At 75.1% G+C, this 21,053-nt stretch carries 21 protein-coding genes; 7 read left to right on the forward strand and 14 right to left on the reverse strand.

The genetic code is table 11. From position 1 onward, the window contains the following. The 3 genes from NP075_RS01305 to NP075_RS01315 all read right to left on the reverse strand — a co-directional run bounded on the left by NP075_RS01305 (window position 1) and on the right by NP075_RS01315 (window position 3,143). A complete protein-coding gene (locus NP075_RS01305; protein WP_227564692.1) occupies window positions 1-483 on the reverse strand; it encodes a GNAT family N-acetyltransferase in 483 nt (160 codons plus the stop codon). Further along, window positions 480-2,243 (reverse strand): putative bifunctional diguanylate cyclase/phosphodiesterase, encoded by a 1,764-nt coding sequence (locus tag NP075_RS01310; RefSeq protein ID WP_227564693.1) that lies wholly within the window; start codon window positions 2,241-2,243, stop codon window positions 480-482. The genes NP075_RS01305 and NP075_RS01310 overlap by 4 nt, the downstream gene beginning before the upstream one ends. A 93-nt stretch (window positions 2,244-2,336) precedes the next feature. Then, window positions 2,337-3,143 carry an SDR family oxidoreductase gene (locus NP075_RS01315; protein ID WP_227564694.1) on the reverse strand — a complete coding sequence of 269 codons (807 nt, stop codon included), beginning with the start codon at window positions 3,141-3,143 and terminating at the stop codon, window positions 2,337-2,339. Window positions 3,144-3,258: 115 nt separating this feature from the next. Here NP075_RS01315 and NP075_RS01320 point away from each other — a divergent pair, with 115 nt between their 5' ends. Next, entirely contained in the window at window positions 3,259-3,753 is a 495-nt protein-coding gene (locus NP075_RS01320) for a fluoride efflux transporter FluC (RefSeq protein WP_227564695.1), read from the forward strand. Then, complete coding sequence (locus NP075_RS01325; protein ID WP_227564803.1) at window positions 3,750-4,112, forward strand: fluoride efflux transporter FluC; 363 nt, start codon at window positions 3,750-3,752, stop codon at window positions 4,110-4,112. The genes NP075_RS01320 and NP075_RS01325 overlap by 4 nt, the downstream gene beginning before the upstream one ends. A gap of 46 nt (window positions 4,113-4,158) precedes the next feature. Here NP075_RS01325 and NP075_RS01330 read toward each other — a convergent pair whose 3' ends face one another. The 7 genes from NP075_RS01330 to NP075_RS19120 all read right to left on the reverse strand — a co-directional run bounded on the left by NP075_RS01330 (window position 4,159) and on the right by NP075_RS19120 (window position 12,325). After that, a complete protein-coding gene (locus NP075_RS01330) occupies window positions 4,159-5,553 on the reverse strand; it encodes a CE1 family esterase (RefSeq protein ID WP_256791389.1) in 1,395 nt (464 codons plus the stop codon). A 137-nt stretch (window positions 5,554-5,690) separates the two neighbouring features. Further along, the gene (locus NP075_RS01335; RefSeq protein WP_227564696.1) at window positions 5,691-6,299 is read right to left on the reverse strand and encodes a class I SAM-dependent methyltransferase; all 609 of its coding nucleotides are present in this window, start codon (window positions 6,297-6,299) and stop codon (window positions 5,691-5,693) included. Window positions 6,300-6,436: 137 nt separating this feature from the next. Then, complete coding sequence (locus tag NP075_RS01340) at window positions 6,437-6,880, reverse strand: cellulose binding domain-containing protein (RefSeq protein WP_227564697.1); 444 nt, start codon at window positions 6,878-6,880, stop codon at window positions 6,437-6,439. Between the two features lie 128 nt (window positions 6,881-7,008). Beyond that, entirely contained in the window at window positions 7,009-7,638 is a 630-nt protein-coding gene (locus NP075_RS01345; RefSeq protein ID WP_227564698.1) for an FMN-binding negative transcriptional regulator, read from the reverse strand. 80 nt (window positions 7,639-7,718) lie between these two features. Beyond that, the gene (locus tag NP075_RS01350; protein ID WP_227564699.1) at window positions 7,719-8,519 is read right to left on the reverse strand and encodes a class I SAM-dependent methyltransferase; all 801 of its coding nucleotides are present in this window, start codon (window positions 8,517-8,519) and stop codon (window positions 7,719-7,721) included. 448 nt (window positions 8,520-8,967) lie between these two features. Beyond that, window positions 8,968-10,947, reverse strand: a complete 1,980-nt coding sequence (locus NP075_RS01355; RefSeq protein ID WP_284439909.1) for a glycoside hydrolase family 11 protein — start codon at window positions 10,945-10,947, stop codon at window positions 8,968-8,970. A 373-nt stretch (window positions 10,948-11,320) separates the two neighbouring features. Beyond that, entirely contained in the window at window positions 11,321-12,325 is a 1,005-nt protein-coding gene (locus NP075_RS19120; protein ID WP_284439910.1) for a glycoside hydrolase family 11 protein, read from the reverse strand. Window positions 12,326-12,644: 319 nt separating this feature from the next. Between NP075_RS19120 and NP075_RS01370 the strand changes: the two genes are divergently transcribed. The 3 genes from NP075_RS01370 to NP075_RS01380 all read left to right on the forward strand — a co-directional run bounded on the left by NP075_RS01370 (window position 12,645) and on the right by NP075_RS01380 (window position 14,298). After that, the gene (locus NP075_RS01370) at window positions 12,645-12,938 is read left to right on the forward strand and encodes a sulfurtransferase TusA family protein (protein ID WP_227564700.1); all 294 of its coding nucleotides are present in this window, start codon (window positions 12,645-12,647) and stop codon (window positions 12,936-12,938) included. Between the two features lie 27 nt (window positions 12,939-12,965). Further along, a complete protein-coding gene (locus NP075_RS01375; protein WP_227564702.1) occupies window positions 12,966-13,547 on the forward strand; it encodes a sugar O-acetyltransferase in 582 nt (193 codons plus the stop codon). Window positions 13,548-13,782: 235 nt separating this feature from the next. Then, entirely contained in the window at window positions 13,783-14,298 is a 516-nt protein-coding gene (locus NP075_RS01380; protein WP_227564703.1) for a CarD family transcriptional regulator, read from the forward strand. Between the two features lie 10 nt (window positions 14,299-14,308). Here NP075_RS01380 and NP075_RS01385 read toward each other — a convergent pair whose 3' ends face one another. The 3 genes from NP075_RS01385 to NP075_RS01395 all read right to left on the reverse strand — a co-directional run bounded on the left by NP075_RS01385 (window position 14,309) and on the right by NP075_RS01395 (window position 16,525). Beyond that, window positions 14,309-14,686 carry a DUF2255 family protein gene (locus NP075_RS01385; RefSeq protein WP_227564704.1) on the reverse strand — a complete coding sequence of 126 codons (378 nt, stop codon included), beginning with the start codon at window positions 14,684-14,686 and terminating at the stop codon, window positions 14,309-14,311. 147 nt (window positions 14,687-14,833) lie between these two features. Continuing rightward, window positions 14,834-15,406 (reverse strand): glycosyl-4,4'-diaponeurosporenoate acyltransferase CrtO family protein, encoded by a 573-nt coding sequence (locus NP075_RS01390; RefSeq protein ID WP_227564705.1) that lies wholly within the window; start codon window positions 15,404-15,406, stop codon window positions 14,834-14,836. Window positions 15,407-15,535: 129 nt separating this feature from the next. Beyond that, a complete protein-coding gene (locus NP075_RS01395) occupies window positions 15,536-16,525 on the reverse strand; it encodes a helix-turn-helix transcriptional regulator (RefSeq protein WP_227564706.1) in 990 nt (329 codons plus the stop codon). Between the two features lie 100 nt (window positions 16,526-16,625). On the opposite strand from NP075_RS01395, the gene NP075_RS01400 reads away from it, so the two are divergent. Continuing rightward, window positions 16,626-17,048 carry a VOC family protein gene (locus tag NP075_RS01400; RefSeq protein ID WP_227564707.1) on the forward strand — a complete coding sequence of 141 codons (423 nt, stop codon included), beginning with the start codon at window positions 16,626-16,628 and terminating at the stop codon, window positions 17,046-17,048. A 57-nt stretch (window positions 17,049-17,105) separates the two neighbouring features. Here NP075_RS01400 and NP075_RS01405 read toward each other — a convergent pair whose 3' ends face one another. Beyond that, window positions 17,106-19,826, reverse strand: coding sequence for an ATP-binding protein (locus NP075_RS01405; RefSeq protein ID WP_227564708.1), 2,721 nt, complete (start codon window positions 19,824-19,826; stop codon window positions 17,106-17,108). A gap of 115 nt (window positions 19,827-19,941) precedes the next feature. Between NP075_RS01405 and NP075_RS01410 the strand changes: the two genes are divergently transcribed. After that, window positions 19,942-21,027 (forward strand): class I SAM-dependent methyltransferase, encoded by a 1,086-nt coding sequence (locus NP075_RS01410; protein WP_227564709.1) that lies wholly within the window; start codon window positions 19,942-19,944, stop codon window positions 21,025-21,027. The last annotated feature ends 26 nt before the right edge of the window (window positions 21,028-21,053 follow it).

The following is a 21,053-nucleotide window of genomic DNA, read 5'->3' on the forward strand; positions in this document are numbered from 1 at the left end:
CTACCGGGCCGGCGGGTCGAGCTGCTGCTCGCGCGTGCGCACCATGTACCGCGTCGGCTGCGGCAGCGGCGTGAAGTCGAACCGCTCGTACAGCCCGTGCGCGTCCGCGGTGGCCAGCAGGACGCGCCCGAGCCCGAGCCGCTCGAGGTGCGCGACGACGCCCGCGACGAGCCCGGTCCCCACGCCGTTCCCGCGCTCCGACTCCTCGACGAACACGTCGCACAGCCACGCGAACGTCGCCCCGTCGGTGACGACCCGCGCGAACGCGACCTGCCGCCCGGTCGCCCGCTCGAGGACGCCGAAGCACAGCGACCCGTCGAGCGCGGCGTCCTGCACGGCCCGCGCGCGCCCGTGCGCCCAGTACGAGTGCTCGGACAGCCAGCGGTGCACGGTCGCACGGTCGACGTCGGCGGGGTCCGCCGTGAACCGGTAGCGCGTGGCGTCGAGGCCCGGGGCCGTGTCGGGCGTGTCCTGCGTCGTCATCCCCCGGACGCTACCGGCGCGCGGCCGGGCGGGGGCGCCTGCCACGGGTGCGCGGCGAGCACGGCGACGGGCTGCGGCGCCCCGTAGTGGTACCCCTGCGCGGCGCGGCACCCCAGCTCCTCGAGCAGCGCGGCCTGCTCCGCCGTCTCGACGCCCTCGGCGACGACGAGCATGTCGAGGTCGGCGCACAGCCCCAGCAGGGCACGGACCATGACGGTGCGACGCGTCGACGTCGTCAGCGACGTGAGGAAGGACCGGTCGAGCTTGAGGAGGTCGGCCGGCAGCTCGTCGAGGCGGCTCAGCGACGAGAAGCCGGTGCCGAAGTCGTCGATCGCGACGAGCACACCCGCAGCCCGCAGGGTGCGCAGGGCGCGCAGCGCCGCCGGCCCGGACGCCTCCACGACGCTCTCCGTCACCTCCAGGACGAACTGCGTGACGGGCCAGTGCGCCGCCTCCAGCGCCCGCAGCAGGCGGTCGGCGTAGCCCTGCTCGGTCAGCTCGCGCCCGGAGACGTTCACCCCCAGGTGCACGGCCGAGCCCCAGGCGTCCTGCAGCACGTGCGCGTCGGCGCAGGCCAGCGCCAGCACCGCCGCGCCGAGCTCGTCGATGAGCCCGGCCTCCTCCGCGGCGGCGACGAACTCCGCGGGCGGCACGGGACCGAACCAGGGGTGGTCCCACCGCGCCAGCGCCTCCACGCCGCTGACGGTGCCGGTCGGCAGGTCGACGACCGGCTGCAGCTCGACGCGCAGCCCGCCGGCGGCGAGGGCGTGCGCGAGGTCGTCGGCCAGGCGGTGCCGGCGTCGCTCGGAGAGCACGGTGCGGCCGCGCCCGGCCGCCTTCGCCGCGTACAGCGACGCGTCCGTGCGCCGCAGGACCTCGGCGGCCGTCTCGCCGTCGGCGTGCTCGGCCACCCCGGCGGAGGCGGCGGTCGGGACGGCCCGGCAGAGCCGGTCGGCGACGGTCAGCGCCTCGGCGCCGGTCCGGCCCGGCAGCAGCGCGGCGAACTCGTCGCCGCCCCGGCGGCCCAGCACCATGCCCGGTACCTCGACCGCGCGCCACGCGTCGGCGGTGGCGCGCAGCAGGTCGTCGCCCGCGGCGTGGCCCTGCGTGTCGTTGACGTGCTTGAAGTGGTCGATGTCGATGAGCGCGAGCGACAGCGGCACGCCCCGGCGCCGGCACCGGTCGATCGCCTGCTCGAGCCCTGAGTCCCAGCTGCGCCGGTCGGCCAGCCCGGTCAGCGGGTCGATGCCCGCCGTGGACGCGTACCGCGCGAGCACCCCCATCGCGCCGGCGACGCCGCACCACAGGACGACGTACGCGGCGCACACGCGCGGCGGCACGTCGTGCACGACCAGCAGCGGCAGGACCTGCCACGCGCTGGCGAGCCCGACCACCACCCACGCGTCCCGCGGCCGCAGGAACAGCATGGACTCCACCGCGACGAGCATCGCCAGCGACGCCGACGCCAGCGCGAGGGTGAGCGACGGCGCGAGCGTCGTCCCGGCACCCAGCAGGCCGGCCCCGACGAGGACCCCGACGCCGACGGTGCGGGTGGGGATCCGCGGGCCGGCGGCCAGCAGCGCGGGTCCCGTCAGGGCGGCCGCGACCGCGAGCAGGAGCAGCACACCACCCCGCCGGTCGCCGGACAGGACGACGTCGGCGGCCAGGAGCGCCGCGGCGACGCCGCCGACCATGAAGAGGAAGGCGGTCGTGCGCACGAGGACGTCCGACGTGCCGGTGCGCGTCGACGGTGGGGCCACCAGCCCACCTTGGGGGCCCGAGGGGTGCGCGTCCAGACGGGGAGCCCGTCCGGCGGCGGCAGCGGCCGCAGGATCACCCGCTCGCGTGCTGCGTCACCAGCGGCGGAAGCCGCCCTCGGTCGACAGCACCTGCCCGACGACCCACCGTCCGGCGTCGGACACGAGCCAGGCGATGAGCCGTGCCGGGTCGTCCGGCTCACCGAACCGCCCGCCGGGAAAGTGCGCGAGGACGGCGTCGAGCACCTCGGGCGGGCGGTCGGCGGTGTCGACGTCGAGGTAGCCGGTGTTCACCGGGCCCGGGTTCACGGTGTTGAGCACGATGCCGCGCGCGACGAGGTCGTCGGCCACGGACGCGGTCAGCCCCGCCAGCGCCGCCTTCGACGCGGCGTACGCGATCTCGTGCGGCATGGGTCCCAGCGCCTGGCCCGAGGTCATCCACACGACGCGCCCGCCGGGACGGCCGTCGTGCCGGGCGGCGAAGGCCTTGGTCGCCAGGATCGTCGAGCGCGTGTTGACCGCCCAGTGCGCGTCGAGGCTCGCGGCCGTCTGCTCCGCCAGCGGGCCGTCGCCGCCGCTGCGCGCGTGGTTGCAGACCAGCACGTCGAGGTGCCCGAGGGCGTCGGCGCCGCGCTCCACGAGCTCCTCGCCCGCGGTGGGCGCGGCGAGGTCCAGGCTGGTCGACGCGAGTCGCGCCCCGGGGACGAGCTCCGCCTCGAGCGCACCGAGCACGGCGTCGACGTCGTCGGCGCCCCACGGCTGGTCCGCGTCGTGCGGAGCCCAGTGCTGCACGAACAGGGACGCGCCCGCGCGGGCCAGCCGCGACGCGACCGCGAACCCGATGCCGCGGCGGCGGCTCACCCCGGTGACGACAGCGGTCCGGCCCTGCAGGTCCTCGCTCATGGCCGCGACGGTAGGCGACGGCAACGGCGCCCCGCCACGGGATTCGCCGGTCCCGGGCCGGCGCGCGGCGGCGTACCGTGACGCCGGCGCCGCGGGGCGCGACGGACGGAGGGTCATGGACGCGGACGCGGTGCCCGGGCCTGCCGCGCCGGTGACGACGACACCGCCCGCGGACGCCCCGGTGGTGCCGCCGCTGCCCGCCGCCCTGCTGGTCGCGGCCGGGGGGACCGTCGGCGTGCTGGCCCGCGCGCTCCTCGGTCAGGCCGTCGCGACGGCACCGGACGGCTGGCCGTGGGTCACCCTCGGGATCAACGTCGCCGGGTCGTGCGCTCTCGGTGTCCTGCTGGCCGTCCTGCAGCGCGGCCCCGACGTCGGCCGCCGCCGGGCGGTGCGGCTGGCGGTCGGCACGGGCGTGCTCGGCGGGTTCACGACGTACAGCACGTTCGCGCTCGACGTCGTCGGGCTCGTCGAGGGCGGCCGGGTGGCCGCGGGCGTCGCGTACGCCCTGGTCAGCGTCACGGCCGGGGTGGGCGCGGCAGTCGTCGGCCTGGTGCTGGGCGCGCGGGTGCGGCGTCCCGGTGCCGTCGCGCGCGCCGGGGGAGCCGCGTGATCGTCCTGCTCGCGCTCGCGGGCGGCCTGGGGGCCGCCGCCCGGTACGTGGTCGACGCGGCCGTCGTGCGCCGCCTGCCGACGTCCGTGCCGGTGGGGACCGCCGTCGTCAACGTGACGGCCTGCCTGCTGCTCGGCGCGCTCACGGGGTGGACGCTGCGCGGGTCCGGCCCCGACGCGCTCCACGCGGTGCTCGGCGTCGGGTTCCTCGGCGGGTACTCGACGTTCAGCACCGCGAGCGTCGAGGCCGCCCGCCTGCTCCTCGTCGGCCGCGGGCGGGCCGCCGTCATCCACGCGGTGATGATGCTGCTGGCGTGCCTGGCGGCCGCCGTGGCCGGCCTCGCGCTGACGGGCCCCTGATGCCGGCCCGCGCCCCGTGGGGACGCGCGTCGGCGGGTCGCGCCGGTCACCAGGTCGGCGCGACCCGCCGGTCCCCGGACACCGGGGCGGCCCCCGGCCGGCGTGCACGGATCGCACCGGCCGGGGTGGTGGTGCAGCTCAGCTGCGGGCTCGGCGCGCTGCCGCTCCCGAGGAAGCCGAAGGTCGCCGTACCGCCGGCCGGCAGTGCGCCGTTCCAGGTGACGTTGCCGACCACGACGAGGTCGCCCTGCAGTGCGGACGTGCCGTTCCACACCTGCTCGACGCGCTCGCCGGCGGTGCGCCAGCTCACGCTCCAGCCGGTCGTCGCGGCACCGGCACGCACGGTGACCTCACCCTGGAAGCCGCCGGGCCACGAGTTCACCGTCCGGTACGTCGCCGTGCAGCCACCCGTGGGCGGCGGGGTCGGCGTCGGGGTGGGCGTGGGCGTCGGGGTCGGGGTGGGCGTGGGTGTGGGTGTGGGCGTCGGGGTCGGCGTGGGGGTCGGCGTGGGCGTGGGCGTCGGGGTGGGTGACGGCGTCGGGGACGTCAGCGACGTGAAGAACTGCCAGATCTCCCCGGGCACGTGCGACTGCTGCTTGCCGCGGTCCACGGCGGCCCACTGGTGGTCGCTGTCGTTGGCGATCCACACGACCGGGTAGCCGTCGCGGCACTGGTAGGTCGTCTTGGTGTGCGGCTGGCCGCTGTTGCCTGCCGGCTCGGGCGCGTTCTGCGCCTGGCAGCCGTTGTTGCGCAGCGCGCGGTCCCGCAGGGCGCGGCCCTGGGAGATGTTGAGGACGCTGTCGACGACGCCGTGCGACCCGAGGTACGCGATGGGCTGCGTGCCGCCCTCGCAGCCGGACAGCTGCGCGCCGTTGAGGACGGCGACGGCGCGGAAGACGGTCGCACGGGCGCAGGCCAGCGCGTTGCTCATGCCGCCGCCGTAGCTGAACCCGGTGGAGAACCGCTGCGTGGTGTCGACGCACAGGGCCGCCTCGACGGTCCGCAGGATGTCGTCGATGAACGTGACGTCGCGCCCGCCGGTGTTCGGCCACGCGTTGTCGATGCCCTGGGGCGCGACGAAGATCGTGCTGTTGTTCGCCAGCGGCTTCAGGCCGTAGAAGTTCTCGTTGACGACGTCCTGGGACGTGCCGTGCCACCAGTGGATCCCGAGGACGAGGCGGTACTGCTTGTTCGGGTCGTAGTTGGCGGGCACGTCGAGCCGGAACTGACGCTGCTGGCCGCTGCTGGTGATCGTGTGGTTGCCGGTGCTCAGGCGCGGGGCGCTGCCGCAGCCGGCGGTGGCGGCTGCCGGGAGGGCGCCGCCCGGGGCCGCGGGCGCGGGCAGCGCCGACGCGGGGCCGGTGACGCCGCCGAGGACGAGCGCTGCGGCGCAGGCCGCGAGCACGGCTCTGAGACGTGTGGTCGGGGTTCGGAGTCGCACGGGGGTTCCTCCCTGCCGGTGCGTCGGGCGACGGTGCCGGACGCAGGTGGCCGTGAGGTCGGTGAACGTTCACGGGTGCCGTGAATGTAGCGATAAAGCACGAGGCGGAGCAGGGTCCGAAACGGTTCGGGGACCTCTCAGTCCGTGCCAGGGTCCTTCGTCCACACGAGCGCGTACCGCCACAGCGGCAGTCGCCGCCAGCGGGCGCCGGGCAGCACCTCCCGGGCGATGTCCCGCACCTGCGCGTACGTGTGGGGGCAGGGCCAGAGCGTCGGTGCCGTGTGCTCCCAGTAGGTGCGGGTGCGGCGCAGCACCTGGTGCTGCACGACCCCGGCGACCTCCCAGGGCGCGTCCCGCCAGCCCACCGACCGGGCCATGCCGACGTCGACGAGCACGCCGCCCGGCGCGACCAGCGTCGACAGGCGTCGCAGTCCGTCGGCGAGGTCGGGCAGGTGGTGCAGGACCGCGATCGACGCGACGACGTCGAACGACCCCGCCGGGAACGGTGCCTCCAGGGCGTCGCCCTGGATCCACGCGACGTCGTCCCCCGCCGCGCGGGCGCGGGTCAGCACGTCGGCGTCCAGGTCGATGCCGACGACGTGCGGCACGCGACGGCGCAGGTCGGCGGCCAGCAGGCCGTCACCCGTCCCCACGTCGAGCGCCGTGCGGGCGTGCGCGGGGACCGCGTCGAGGACGAGGGGGTGGTAGTGGAGGTTGTGGTTCCACCGGTCCCGGGGCGCGCTCACGACGTCCCGGCGAGGCGGTCGGTGGGGTGGTCGGCGGGGTTCGCGGCGCGCAGCACGGGACGACCGTACCGAGACGGGCCGATCGCCGGGCCGGCTCCGGGGAGCCGTCGGTCGGCGGTCGGGGCAGGCCGTGCGGGTCAGGCCGTGCAGGTGACGAACGGCGTCACAGTCGGTCCCGTGCCGTAGACCCCGAAGGTCGCCGTGCCGCCCGCCGGCACGTCACCGTTCCACGCCGCGTTCTGCACGACGGCGAACGGGCTCGTCAGCGTCCCGCCCCACACCTGCTGGACGGCGCCACCGCCCGTCGACCAGGTGACGCTCCAGGCGGAGATGGCGTTGCTGCTGAACACGGTGACCTCGGCCACGTAGCCGCCGGGCCACGACGCGATGGTCCGGTAGGTCGCCTGGCAGGCCCCGGCGGGGCGCGGGGTGGGCAGCGTCGAGGTCGCCGGGCTCGGTGCCGGGGCCGTGGGCGCGACGGACGAGGCCGACGTCGGGACGCCGACCGCGACCGCCAGAGCGAGCGCGAGCGTCACGAGGGACAGGCGCGCGCCGCGAGCTCGTGCGGTGACGTGAGGCATGGCAGCTCCTGGTCGTCGCGGCGTCCGGCGGTCCCGGCCGTCGCCACGGACGCTAGTGCGGGCCCTGTCGCCCGGCACCGGCACGAAAGGATTCCGGGTGACTCGATCGACCTCTCGCGGTCAGGGGGTCAGCCGCGGGCGCCGTGGGTGCGCATCGCGTGCGCGACCGCGGACGCCTGGGCGTCGTCCTGCGCGTCCAGCCCTGTGACGACCCCCGCGTGGTCCGCGGCCGAGCGGTTCTGGCTCAGCTTCGCCTTGGCCTCGACGTGCTCGATCCGCACCTCGATGCCGACGACGGCGCGCAGCTGCCGGGTGACGAAGTCCGTCGGCGCGTCCGTGACGTGCCAGCGGTCGGCACGGCCCTCCTCGTTGCGGTCGGTCAGCAGAGTCACCGCCTCGCGGAGCCACGCCTCGTCGGTGCGCACGGACGCGCGACCGGTCACGTGCACCGCCGAGTAGTTCCACGTGGGGACCATGCGGCCGTGCTCCGCCTTGCTCGGGTACCAGGACGCCGACACGTAGGCCTGCGGTCCGGTGACGACGGCCAGCGCCGGGGCGTCGTCCCCGATGGTCCGCCACTGCGGGTTGGCGCGCGCCATGTGGAAGACCAGTCGGGCGTCGTCCCAGACCACCGGCAGGAGCGTCGAGGTCGGGTAGCCGTCGGGGCCGACGGTCACCAGCTCGGCGCTGCCGGCCGCGGCGACGAGCGCACGGATCTCGGCGGCGTCGTCGAGCGCGTTGAACACGGGGACGTACATCACGGTCCTCTCGGCGGCTGGGCACGACGGTAGTGGACGGCGAGGCGATACGTCCGGTGCGTCCGAGGCGTCCCGTCCCGTCAGCGGGTGGCGATGCCGAGCAGGTGGCTCGAGACGTCGGCGGCCTCGCGGTCACCCTCGGCCTGTCGCGCGAGCAGCAGGGCGGCCTCGACCGCGTCGTCGTGGGGACGGGACAGCTCGAGCGCGAGGCTGCCGGGGCCCTCGACGCCCGTCACCCACGGGTCGCGGAACCCTGCGGCGGCCAGCTCGTCGGCCAGCTCGTCGGCGGTGTGGAAGTGGCCGCCGGGGAACTCGCCCTCCGGGTTGCGGATCTCGTCGGTCACGTCGCCGGTCTCCAGGAGCCGGACCAGCGCCTGCCCGGGCAGGTCGGTGAAGCGCCGTCGCAGCACGACGTCGAGCGCGGCCATCGTCCGCGAGATCACCACCGTGAACACGTGCCCGCCCGGCCGCAGCACGCGGGCCGCCTCCCGCAGGGCGAGCAGCCGGTCCTCACGCGTGACCAGGTGGTACAGCGGGCCGGCGAGCAGGACCGCGTCGAACGCCCCGTCGGCGGCGGTCAGCGCCCGGGCGTCGCCCACCTCGGCCGCGAACGTGCCGACGGTGCGCGCGGCCTCCACGTGGGACGGCACCGGGTCGACGAGGGTGACCGCGTGCCCGGCGGCGGCGAGCCACGTCGCGTGCACCCCGGCGCCACCACCCACGTCGAGCACGCGGGAGCCCGGCTCCAGGCGCGTGGCCACCAGCTCGCGGACGCGTGCGAGCTCGGCACGGCCGACCGCACCGGTGGTCAGCCGCGCGGCCTCGTCGAAGTGCCCGCCGTAGTAGCGCTGGATGCGCGCGTCGAGCGTCCGCTGGTCCATCCGGCGACGGTAGCGACGGCGGGGAGCGGGGTCCCGGTGATATCGGCCGGTCGGGGTGGGCGTGGGGGGGCCGCGCTCGCGGACGTCCTGTGGCTGCTCACCCGGTGGGTCTCAGGGTGGGCGGCTCCGGTGACCACTGGTCAGTTGGGGGGTGCTCCCAGGTGACCAGTGGTCGGTGGGGTTGGGGTGCCGGTGACCACTGGTCAGTTGGGGGGTGCTGGGTGGGGTGGCGGTGCTCCCAGGTGACCAGTGGTCACTTGGGTTCGCGTGCTGGTGACCACTGGTCAGTTGGGGGGTGCTGGGGGGGTGCGGGTGCTCCCAGGTGACCAGTGGTCGGTGGGGTGGGGGTGTGGGTGACCACTGGTCAGTTGGGGCGGGATGTGGGTGGCCGGGACGCGGACCGGGCCGCCCTCCCGGGGGGAGGACGGCCCGGTCGTGTGAGGCGTCGTCAGCGCGGTGCGCAGGTGGCCGACGGCGTCGAGCTGTTGCCGCCGGAGTAGTACGTCACGCCGAAGCTGTTGCTGCCGGACGACGTGAACGTGTTGCCGGAGCGGGTGGCGTTCCACGAGCTCTGGATCGACTGGCCCGAGCCGGGGTTGACCGTGACGGTCCAGCTCGTGGCGCCGGACACGGTGTAGGTGACGTTGAAGCGGTCGGACCAGGACTCGGCCTTGGTCGCCGTCACGGTGCAGGAGCCCGTGCTGCCGCCGCCCGTGTTGCCGCCCGTGTTGCCGCCGGTGTCGCCACCGCCGGTGCTGCCGCCGGTCGGCGCGACCGCGCGGCCGGTGGAGGCCGAGATGTGCCCGGTGCACAGGTTGCGCGACTGCAGGTCCTGCAGGATGCCGGGCAGTGCCTGCACGGTGGCCGCCGGCCAGTCGTGCATGAGGATCGTCTGGCCGTTGGTCAGGCGCGACGCGGCCTGCCGGATCGACTGCGACGACGCGTTGTTCCAGTCGTTGGAGTCGACGTCCCAGGTGACGACGCGCAGCCCGAGGCCGGAGGCGACCGAGTTGACGGTGCCGTTGACCTCGCCGTAGGGCGGCCGGAAGACCGTCGGGGTGACACCGGCGGTGCTCTGGATCGCCTGCTGGGTGCGGGACAGCTGCGACTGGACGTCGCTCTGGCTCATGTTCACCAGGTGCGGGTGGTCCCAGCTGTGGTTGCCGATCTGCAGGCCGGCGTTCTTGTAGGCCTGCATGAGCGACGCGTTGTTCTGCGCGTTGGAGCCGGTCGGGAAGACGGTGGCTGTGGCGTTGGCGGCCCGCAGCGCGCTGATGATCTGGTTCGTCGTGCCCGAGTTGGGTCCGTCGTCGAACGTGAGGGCGACGTAGCCCGCGGAGCAGCTCTGCGTCCCACCGCCGGTGTTCCCGCCGGTGTTCCCACCGGTGTTCCCACCGGTGTTGCCGCCGGTGTTCCCACCGGTGCTTCCGCCCGCGGCCGCGCACGTCGCCGCCGGGACGGTGCTGTTGCCGCCCGAGTAGTACGTGACGCCGAAGCTGTTGGAGCCGGACGACGTGAACGTGTTGCCGGAGCGGGTGGCCGACCAGGAGTTCTGGATGGACTGCCCGGAGCCAGGGCTGACCGTCACGGTCCAGGCGCTGGCGCCGGAGACGGTGTACGTGACGTTGAAGCGGTCGGACCACGAGTCGGCCTTGGTCGCGGTCACCGTGCAGCCGGTCGAGGTGCCCCCGCCGGTGTTGCCGCCGCCGGTGTCACCACCGCCGGTGTTGCCGCCGCCGCCCGCGGTGCCCTCGGACACCGTGATGTTCGAGGAGCCGGACGACTGGTACCCCTCGGTCGCCATGATCTGGTAGTTCTGGTTGCCCAGCTGCATGCCCTTGGACGCCCACGCGCTGAAGTGGTTCTGTGCGGTGATCGTCCCGCCGACGCGCTTGGACTGCCGCACCGACCAGAACTGCTTGAACGTCGAGCTGTCGCCCTCGATCGACGGCGCGTTGGTGCGGGTCGTCTCGTAGATGTCGTACGTGCCGCCGTCGGAGGTGACGGTGCCCTTGAACGTGCCCGTGGGCCGGTACGTGCCCCACGAGTCGACGATGTAGTACTCGACCAGCGGGCCCGTCGTCCACCCGTACAGCGTGAGGTAGGCGTTGCCGGACGGGTTGAACTGGCCGGAGTAGGACACGGCGCGCCCGGTGCCGGTGGACCAGCCCTTGCCGGCCACGAAGTTGCCCGTGTTGGACCACTGTGTCGTGTAGTTGCCGCCGCTGCCCAGCTCCATGGACACGCTGCCGGGGCTGTCGGTCCAGAACGAGTACCAGTACCCGTTGTTGGTGCCTGTGCCGTTGCTGGTGATGGCGGCGGCGGGGGCGGCCATCGCGAGCCCGGCGGCGACCATGGCGCCGGCGGCTGCGACGCTCGCCAGGGCTCGGAGCGACCTGCGTCGCCTGGTGACGAAACTATCGATCATCGTGAAGCACTCCCTCGTGCGAGGACTTGGTGTGCGGATGGGTCGCGGCCCGGTCGCGCCCGGTCAGGGGCGAAGGGGTCGCCGCGGACGCGCGTCGCGTACTCGCGGGTGCGAGAGGCGGAGAGTCGACATGGGGCGAGTCTGGACCGGGTGAACGTGCAGGTGAACAGCACGAGAGCGGTCCGAAGCGTTTAGCCCGGCAGTCGTCCTCCGTTGGTGGGGCGGACGTCCTCGCAACGTCGGTGGCGCGGCGCGCTCACGGCCCGTCTCGGCTGCGTCAGACCGAAATTGTCGGAGGCGCGGTCGGGGGAGACGCCGAGGGCGGGGGCGCCGACCAGGTCGACGCCCCCGCCCCGCGGTGTGGCTGCAGCGACTACGAGCAGACGCCGGTGGGCGTCCAGTTCACGTTGTTGCTGCCCTTGTAGTACGTCACGCCGAAGCTGTTGGAGCCGTTGGGCGTGAAGGTGTTGCCGTTGCGGTTGGCGCCCCACGAGCTCTGGATGGACTGGCCGTTGCTCGGGTAGACCGTCACCGACCAGTTCGACTTGCCGGACACGGTGTAGGTGACGTTGAAGCGGTCGCCCCACTCCTCGGCCTTGGTCGCGGTCGCGGTGCAGGAGCCACCCGTGTTGCCGCCGCCGTTGTTGCCGCCGCCGTTGTTGCCGCCGCCGTCGGCGGAGCCGGTGCCCACCGTGATGTTCGACGAGCCGGACGACTGGTAGCCCTCGGTGGCCATGATCTGGTAGTTCTGCCGGCCGAGCTGCATGCCCTTGGACGCCCAGGCGTTGAAGTGGTTCTGGGCGGTGATGGTGCCGCCGACGCGCTTGGACTGCCGCACGGACCAGAACTGCTTGAACGTCGAGCTGTTGCCCTCGATCGACGGCGCGTTGGTGCGGGTCGTCTCGTAGATGTCGTACGTGCCGCCGTCGGTGGTGACGGTGCCCTTGTGCGTGCCGGTCGGGCGGTACGTGCCCCACGAGTCGACGATGTAGTACTCGACCAGCGGACCGTTGGTCCACCCGTAGAGCGTCAGGTAGGCGTTGCCGGACGGGTTGAACTGGCCGGAGTAGGACACGGCGCGCCCGGTGCCGGTGGACCAGCCCTTGCCGATGACGAAGTTGCCGGTGTTGCGCCAGGACGTCGAGTAGTTGCCGCCGTTGCCGAGGACCGCGGACACGGTGCCCGGGCTGTCGGTCCAGAAGGAGTACCAGTACCCGCTGTGGGTGCCGGTGCCGTTGCTGCTGACGTTCTGCGCCGCGGCCGGGCCGGCGAGGGCCACGCCGCCGGCCATCAGGGCGCCGACGGCGAGGGTTCCCAGCGACGCGCGGAGCTGGCGGCGGCGCGACGAGAGTCGTGCGGTGCCGAAAGTGTCGGTCATGTGGAGGCACTCCCTAGTGCGGTGGAACGAGAGGGGGGTGGAGCGGTGGGCCCGGCTCGCACTCGTGCCGCGGGCTCGGGTCCTGCTCGGCGGGACACCTGTCGTCATCGACAGGGTCGATACCGATATCGAACGAGTGTGTGACGTGGGAGCGCGCCCTTCCCAGGGTCCCCGCGACGGCGAATGCTTTAAGTTCGGCCGTCGTCACTCGTGCTGGTGCCGTGCCACGGTTCGCACGGGTCTATCGCAACTTTCGGCCCGTGCGTCGGCTGGTGCAGGCAGCCCTGGGGGCGCGCCCCGCGCGGGCTACCCTCGCGTCGTGACCGGTGCCCGGGACGTGGTGACGATCGACGGCGGCGACCTGGGGTGCGCGCGCCTGCTGCTGCTGCTCCGCGACCGCGTCGCGACACTCCCCGCCGGCGCGGTCGTCCACCTGATCACGGCGGACCCCGTCGCCCCGATCGACCTGCCGGTGTGGTGCCACCTCACCGGCCACGCGTACCTCGGCACGGTCGACGGGACGCCGCGCCCGACGTACGCCGTCCGCGTCGAGGAGCGCGTCGTCCCGACCGACGCGGACAACCCCTGGCGAGCGGCCCGGCGTGGCGCCTGACCTGGGTGCTCGTGCCAGTCTTCCGGCATGACGCACGACTACTTCGCCGGTGACCCCCGCACCAACCGCGAGCGGATGCTCGCCGGTGACCTGTACATCGCGGACGACCCCGAGAGCGAGCAGGTCGCCAAGCGCGCGTTCGCGCTCACCGACGCCTACCACCGCGCCGTCGTCGCGGACGAGCCGGGCGCCCGCGACCTGCTCGAGCAGGTGCTGGGCAGCCTGGGGGAGGGCGCGTACGTCAAGCCGCCGCTGTACGTCGACTACGGCGAGAACGTGCACATCGGCGCCCGCACCTTCGTCAACTACAACCTCACGGCGCTGGACGTCGCGACGATCACGATCGGCGAGGACTGCCAGATCGGCCCGAACGTGCAGCTCCTGACGCCCACGCACCCGGTCGAGCCGCAGCCACGCCGCGACAAGCTGGAGGCCGCGCAGCCCATCGTGCTGGGCGACAACGTGTGGCTCGGCGGCGGTGTCATCGTGTGCCCGGGCGTGACCATCGGGGACAACACCGTCGTCGGTGCCGGGTCGGTCGTCGTCAGGGACCTGCCCGCCGACGTGGTCGCCGTCGGCAACCCCGCGCGCGTCGTGCGGCGCCTCTGAGACCCTGCCGCCGGTTCGTCCGGCGAGCGTCCGGGCCCACGCAACGGGCGCCGTCGACCCGACCCCTGCGTTCCTGGGACAATGGTCGGCACCGGCTCGCGCGGCTCCCCGTCTCCCACCCGGCGTGGGGGACCGGTCCGCGCGTTCCGGGCAGCGGTCCGCCCGCTGCCCGGAGGTGGTCCCGCGTCCCGCGCGCGGGCCCCGGCACGGTGTCGCGTCAAGCAGAGGTGCCCCCATGAAGCCCGCCATCGGTCAGATCGTCGTCCACCCCCATCACGGTCCCGCCACGGTCGTCGGCATCCTGGAGCGGACGTTCCGCGGTCAGACGCACCAGTACCTGCAGCTCGAGGTCGTCGGGAGCGGCATGGCCGTGTCCCTGCCGCTCGACAAGGCCGACGAGATCGGCCTGCGTCCGCTGTACGACGCGGAGGGCGTCGCCGCGCTCCTCGCCGTCCTCGGCGCGCCGAGCGACCACGTCCAGGAGGCGTGGACGCGGCGCTTCAAGGAGAACCAGGCGCGGATGCGCAGCCAGGACCAGCTCGTGCAGGCCGAGGTCGTGCGTGACCTGACGCGCCGCAGCGCCGAGCGCGGGCTGTCGGCCGGCGAGAAGGAGCAGCTCTTCCTCGCGACGCAGCCGCTGCTCACCGAGCTCGCGCTCGCCCTCGGGATCGAGCGCGAGCGCGCGCAGGAGATCGTCGACGCGGCGGTCGTCGGCGAGGACCTGCCGCAGGAGCTGCGCGTCCTGTCCTGACGCCCCGGCGTCAGTCCCGCGGGACGACCCGCAGCGTCACGTCGACCACCTGCGGTCCGACGACAGTGCCGACGATCGCCGGCCCGTGCCTGTCGTACTTCGCGTGGTACGCGGCGTCGAGGGCACCGTGCACGTCCGCCGGCGGCGCCTCGAACGTGACGTCCTTCTCCACGCCGCCGGCCCGCACCCTGCCCGTGCCGGCGGCCCGGGCGCGTCGGAACCAGCCGTTCTCGGGGCCGTACGCGGACCGGACGTACAGCGCGTCGCCCGAGCGCACCCCCCAGATCGTCACGTACGGCCGCAGCGTCCCGTCCGGGCGGTACGACGCGATCTCCAGCTCCTCCGCGTCGCCCACGCGGGCGAGCTCGTCGGGTGCCCAGGCGCTCACGGTGCCTCCTCGGTCCGGTCCTTCGTTGCGATGGTCGTCCCCACAGGTGCGCGAACGACACCGGCGGGGGGCGCGGACGGCGGCATCACCGTGCGTCCCGCTCCCAGCATGACCGCTCGAGACGGGTTGTCCGAGGTCCCGCTGCGCTCAAGGCGACGCGCCGACGCCCGCTGGACGGGCCGGGGAGATGCGCTGGATCCGGGCCAGGGTCGACCGCTGCAGCAGCACCGGCCAGCCGTGCAGCACAGCACCTGCCGCCGCGGTCAGCCCGGAGCTGACGGTCGCCCCCACCAGCAGGCACGCGAGCGCGACGACGACGTGCACCGCGGCACCCGCCCCGTGCCCTGCCATCGCCGCCTGGACGTGCCGCTGCAGAGCCGGCAGACCGGAACGACCCGGCCGGTCCGGCCCACCCCGCATGGCCCGGACCACTCGGTTCCAGCCGACGACCTCCAGGACCCGGTCGAAGCGGCCCACCCCCAGACGACGGTGCCACCGCACCTCCGCGCACGACACGATCGACCAGCGCTGCGGCAGCACCGTGGCGAGCCCGGGACCGACGAACGCTGCCGCCCCGAACCACAGGCAGGAGACCAGCGCGGGGAAGAGGAGGTGATCGGGACCGACCACGGACCACGCCGCGATCACGAGGCCCACCGCTGCTGAGGCGCTGACGGCAGCTCCTAGCACGACGGCGGCGCCCTGGTCGGAACGAGTCACCCGTCCAGCCAACCACGACCCCCGACGGTGGGGGACGTGACGAGCCAGAGCGCGCTGTCGGAGGCGACCTCGACGGTGCGGATGCGCCTGTGCTCGCGGTTGAACCACAGGCGCTCGGTGGTGGCCGGGTCAGCGGTCTGCGTCCTCCCGGCCCGCCGCGTCGTAGCGCCGCGCCAGCCGCGCGAAGGCCTCCCGCAGCTCGGGTGGCCCGTCCACCCGCACGTCGGCGTCGAAGCGGCCGAGCGACGCGGCCAGCGCTGTCCACGACCACGACCCGGAGGTCAGGCGGCAGCGTCCGCCGCCGAGGTCCTCGACCACCCCGTCGCCGGCGAACGGGGCGACGGCGTGGGCCGGCAGGTCGAGGACCACCGTGCCGCGGCACGGCCACGTAGCGGCGGACGTCGACCCCGTGAACCGCGCGGCGAGGAAGCGCTGCACGTCACCGCCCGGGACGTCGCGGGGGGCGAACCGCGGGCCGGTCGGCACGCGTGGCGTCATGCGGTCCGCGCGGAACACGCGCCAGTCGGCACGGTCGAGGTCCCACGCCACGAGGTACCAGCGACCGGCGGTGGCGACGAGGTGGTGCGGCTCCGCGCGCCGCGGCCGGCGGGCGGCGTCGTCGGCGTCACCGGTGTAGTCGAAGCGCAGGACCTCGCGGGCGCGCACCGCGGCGGACACCGCGACGAGCACGTCCGTCGCGACGGGCGCGGCCGGCCGGGTGGCGTCCGGGACGGCGCGGAAGGTCAGGGCATCGGCGTGGCGGCGCAGGCGCGGCGGCATGACGCGGCGGATCGTGCCGAGCGCCCGCGCGGCGGCCTCGTCGAGCTGCGTCCCGAGCAGGGGTGCCGCCTGCAGCGCCGCGGCGACGGCGGTGACCTGGTCCTCGTCGAGCAGCAGGGGTGGCAGCTCGGCTCCGGCCTCCAGCCGGTACCCGCCGAGCGACCCGCGGTCGGCGTGGATCCGGTACCCCATCTCCCGCAGCCGGTCGACGTCGCGCCGGACGGTCCGCGGGCTGATCCCCAGCCGGTCGGCCAGCACGGGCCCCGGCCAGTCGCGCGGCGTCTGCAGCAGCGACAGCAGCCGCAGCAGGCGCGACGTGGTGGTGCCGGACGAGCTCATGGCCCGAACCTAGCGACACATGCGGTCACATCCTGACCTGATGACGCGGCACCGTCGTCCTTGCCGGGACAGTCCCGGCGCACGACGACGGGGAGCCACCATGGCCATCAGCACCACGACCCACCTCAACTTCCGTGGCCGCGCCCGCGAGGCGCTCGAGCTCTACGGGTCGGTGTTCGGCGGGGAGCTGGCCGCGGTCACCTACGCCCAGGCCGGGGCCGTGACCGACCCCGCCGAGGCGGACCAGGTCATGTGGGGCCAGGTCGCCTCGCCCGCCGGGTTCCGCGTCATGGCGTACGACGTGCCCGGGCACGCCGCCTACGAGGCGGGCGTCGACCCCGTGTTCGTCTCGGTCCGGGGCACCGACGCCGACGAGCTGCGCGGCTACTGGGACACGCTCGCCGACGGGGCCATGGTCCGCGTCCCGCTCGCCGAGGCGGCCTGGTCGCCGCTGTACGGGATGCTCACCGACCGTCTCGGCGTCACCTGGGTGCTCGACCTGGAGGTCCCCTGGTCCGCCTGACGCCTGGCCCTGGGCGCACCACCCACCTGCCGGCGCCCGGGCCCGGCAGGTGGGTGGTCACGCCAGCGCCGCGAGGGCGGCGGTCAGCTCGCCCCGGGACCGGACGCCGAGCTTCGTGTACACGTTGCGCAGGTGGTACTCGATGGTCTTGGGGCTGAGGAACAGGGCGGCCGCGGCCTCGCGCGTCGTGCGCCCGGCGGCGAGCGTGCGCGCCACCTGCAGCTCCTGGGGAGTCAGGTGGTCCAGCCCGGTCACGTCGCGGCGGTGGACCGTCTCACCGGTCGCGCGCAGCTCGGCCGCCGCCTGCTCGGCCCACGGCCTCGCGCCGAGGGCGTCGAACGTGGCGAGCGCGGCACGCAGGTGCGGGCGCGCGTCCGTGCGACGTCGCGCGCGGCGCAGCCGGTACCCGTACGCCAGGTGCGTGCGCGCCTCCTCGAACGTGTCCGGCGTGCGCGCGTGCAGGTCGAGGGCCTCGGCGAAGGCCGCGTCGAGGTCGTCCGCGGACGCCGTCAGGCCGCGGGCACGGGCCGCGCGCGCCAGGGACCACGGCTGGCCCTTGCCCACCGCACGCCGCACCAGCCGGGACGTCAGCGCCGCCGCCTCGTCGGCGCGGTCGAGACGGACGAGGGCCTCGACCATCTCGGCAGCGGGCCACCCGTCCACGTCGCCGAACCGCTGCGCGGTCACCAGCTCGTCGACCGCCGTGTACGCGTCGAGCGCCTCCTGGGTGCGGCCCTCGCCGAGCGCCAGGTCCCCGAGCGCGAGCAGCGCCCACGCCCGGAAGAAGCCCAGGTGGTGCTCGGCCGTCAAGGCCAGCACCTCGGCGGCGTGCGCGCGGCACGCGTCCGCGTCGCCGCGCCGCGCCTCGAGCCACGCGAGGCCGCCGAGGCAGGCGGCCACGTCGGTGACCTGACCGGCCTCGCGGGCCAGGTCGACACCCTCGGTGTAGGTGGCGACGGCGTCCGTCCAGCGGTCGGTCGTCGCGAGGTCCCGCGCGACGAGGAACAGCAGGATCGGCAGCGCGCCCAGGTCGGCGCGACGGCGCAGGTGCGCCACGACGGTGGGGACGACGGACCGGGCGGTGCCGGCCTCCCGCAGGTACAGCGGCCCGAGGACCAGCCACGGCGCGAGCTGCGGGTCGGCCAGGAGGGCGGCGTCGTCGAGGGCGCGGCCCATCGCCTCCCGGATGCGGTCCGGGCCGCCCTGCCCGCCGATGATGCCCGCGACCCCGGACGCCATCTCCCCCAGCCAGCGCGCGCGGGACGAGCGCACCGCGGGCAGGAGCGCGTCGATGCGCGCGGCGGTCCGCGCGGCGGCCATGACGTCACCCGCGTACTGGGCGGCGAGGACGGCGTCGGCGAGCAGCGGGACCGCCAGGTCCGCGTCCTGCGCGGACGTGCCCGCCGCGACGAACACGTCCCGGGCGTGCTCGATCGACCCGGTGCGCGCGGCGACCGTGCCCTCGAGGGTCGCGGCCCGCAGGCGCAACGCCGGGTCCCGGGGCAGCGTGGCCGCCCGCGCCAGGAGGTCCAGCGCCGGCCCCGGGCGGCCCGCGCGCCACGAGAGCTCCGCGGCGGTGACGAGCCGGGCCGCGCGGTGCGCGGGATCGGGGGTCAGCGCCGCGGCCCGCGAGTACCCGAGGCCGGCGACCGCGTGAGCGCCGCGGGCGGCCGCGCGGGCGGCTGCGGCGTCGAGCGTCCTCGCGACCTGCTCGTCCGGCTCGCCGCCGGCCTCGCCGAGGTGCCAGGCGTGCCGGTCGGCATCACCCGGCGGCACCGTCGCCGCGAGCGCACGGTGCACCTCCCGGCGGTCGGCCGGGGACGCCTCGGCCCACACCGCCGAGCGCACCAGGTCGTGCCGGAACGTCACGCGTCCCGCGGTCACCGTCACCAGGCCGGCCGCGGACGCCTCGTCGAGGTCGGCCGTCCCCACCCGCAGCAGCGCGCACGCGGCCGCCGTGCTCGCCGCGTCCCCGCCGCCGGCCGCCGCGACGAGCAGCGCCGTGCGGGCCGCGGGCGACAGCGCGTCGGCCCGCGACGCGAACGCCCGGGCGAGGGACGCGGGCACCGGGAGGGGTGCGTCGTCGGGCAGGGAGTCCAGCGTCGCGTCGTCCGGGAGCTCGAGCAGGGCGAGGGGGTTGCCGCCCGTGGCCGCGAGCAGCCGCGCGCGCGCGGCTGCCGTCAGGTGCCGCCCGACGAGCAGCGCGTCCGCGTCGCCGGGGCCGAGCCCGCCCAGCGGCAGCGTCGGCAGCCCCGACTCGGTGACGACGGACGGCGCCCCGAGCCGCGCAGTGAGCACGACCGCGACCGGGTCCGCCGCGAGCCTGCGCGCCGCGAACGCGAGGGCCTGCGCGGAGGGCGCGTCCAGCAGGTGCGCGTCGTCGACGACGACGGCGACGGGCTCGTCCTCCGCGACGCGGCTGAGCAGTCCGAGGACCGCCGCGCCCACGGCGAACCGCTCGGCGGCCGCGCCCGGGCGCAGTGCCAGGGCCGCCCCGAGGGCCTCGGACTGCGGTGCGGGCAGCGCGTCCAGGTGGCCGAGCACCGGGCGCAGCAGCTGGAGCAGCCCGCCGAACGGCACCTCACGCTCGGCCTCGACGCCCGCGGCCTGCAGCACGCGCATCCGCGCGTCCGTCGCCGTGGTGACCAGGTCCCGCAGCAGGGCCGACTTGCCGATGCCCGCCTCGCCGACGACCACGAGCGTGCCGCCCTGCCCGACACGCGCGGCCGCCGCCAGGGACCGCAGCACCTGGCGCTCGTGCTCGCGCCCCAGCAGCATCCTCACGAGTCTAGGGAGCATCCCAGGGGTACCCCCTGATACGCGGGGGCGGCCTGCGGGGCGAGGGTCGAACCGGACGAACCGTCCACCTCCGGCCCGACCCAGGGAGAGCATCGTGACCATCCAGGCAGACTCACCGGCCCGCACCGTCGACCCCGACAAGCTCATGGCGTTCGTGTTCCGCGCCGTCGAGGAGGTCGGCGCGACCCTCAACACCGCGCTCGTCGTCATGGGGGACCGGCTCGGCTACTACCGCACGCTCGCGGACGGCCGCCCCACGACCCCCGCCGAGCTGGCCGAGCGCACCGGCACCGGTGAGCCGTACGCGCGCGAGTGGCTGTCCGCGCAGGCCGCGGGCGGGTACGTCACCTACGACCCGGCGACCCGCCGCTACACGCTGCCCGCCGAGCACGCCGCCGCGCTCGCGGACCCCACCAGCCCCGCGTACCTGCCGGGCTTCTTCCAGCTCGCCGCCGGCACGGTGCGGGACGCCCCGGACGTCCTCACGGCCGCGACCGACGGCGACGGCGTCGGCTGGCACGCGCACAACGGCGACGTGCACCACGGCTGCGAGCGGTTCTTCCGCACCATGTACAACGGGCACCTGGTCCACGACTGGCTGCCGGCGCTCACGGGCGTCGTTGCCAAGCTCGAGGCCGGGGCGCGCGTCGCGGACGTCGGCTGCGGGCACGGCGCGTCGACGATCCTCATGGCGCAGACGTTCCCGCGTTCGACCTTCGTCGGCTCGGACTACCACGCGGAGTCGATCGAGGTCGCGCGCTCGCGGGCCGCCGAGGCGGGCGTCGCGGACCGGGTGAGCTTCGAGGTCGCGCCCGCGTCCGCGTTCACCGGCACGGGGTACGACCTGGTGGCGACGTTCGACGCGCTGCACGACATGGGCGACCCGGTCGGCGCGGCCCGGCACGTGCGGCAGGCGATCGCCGACGACGGCACGTGGCTGGTCGTCGAGCCGATGGCCGGCGACCGCGTCGAGGACAACCTCCACCCCGTCGGGCGCACGTACTACGGGTTCTCGACGCTGCTGTGCACGCCCGCGTCGCTGTCGCAGGAGGTGGGCCTCGCGCTCGGCACCCAGGCCGGGCCGGCGCGCATCCGCGACGTCGCGACGACCGGGGGGTTCACGTCGTTCGCCACGGCCGCCACGACGCCGTTCAACAACGTGTTCGAGATCCGGCCGTGAGCACGACCGTGGGGGATGACCGCGGG

The organism is Cellulomonas wangsupingiae (assembly GCF_024508275.1).
Taxonomy (GTDB): domain Bacteria; phylum Actinomycetota; class Actinomycetes; order Actinomycetales; family Cellulomonadaceae; genus Cellulomonas; species Cellulomonas wangsupingiae.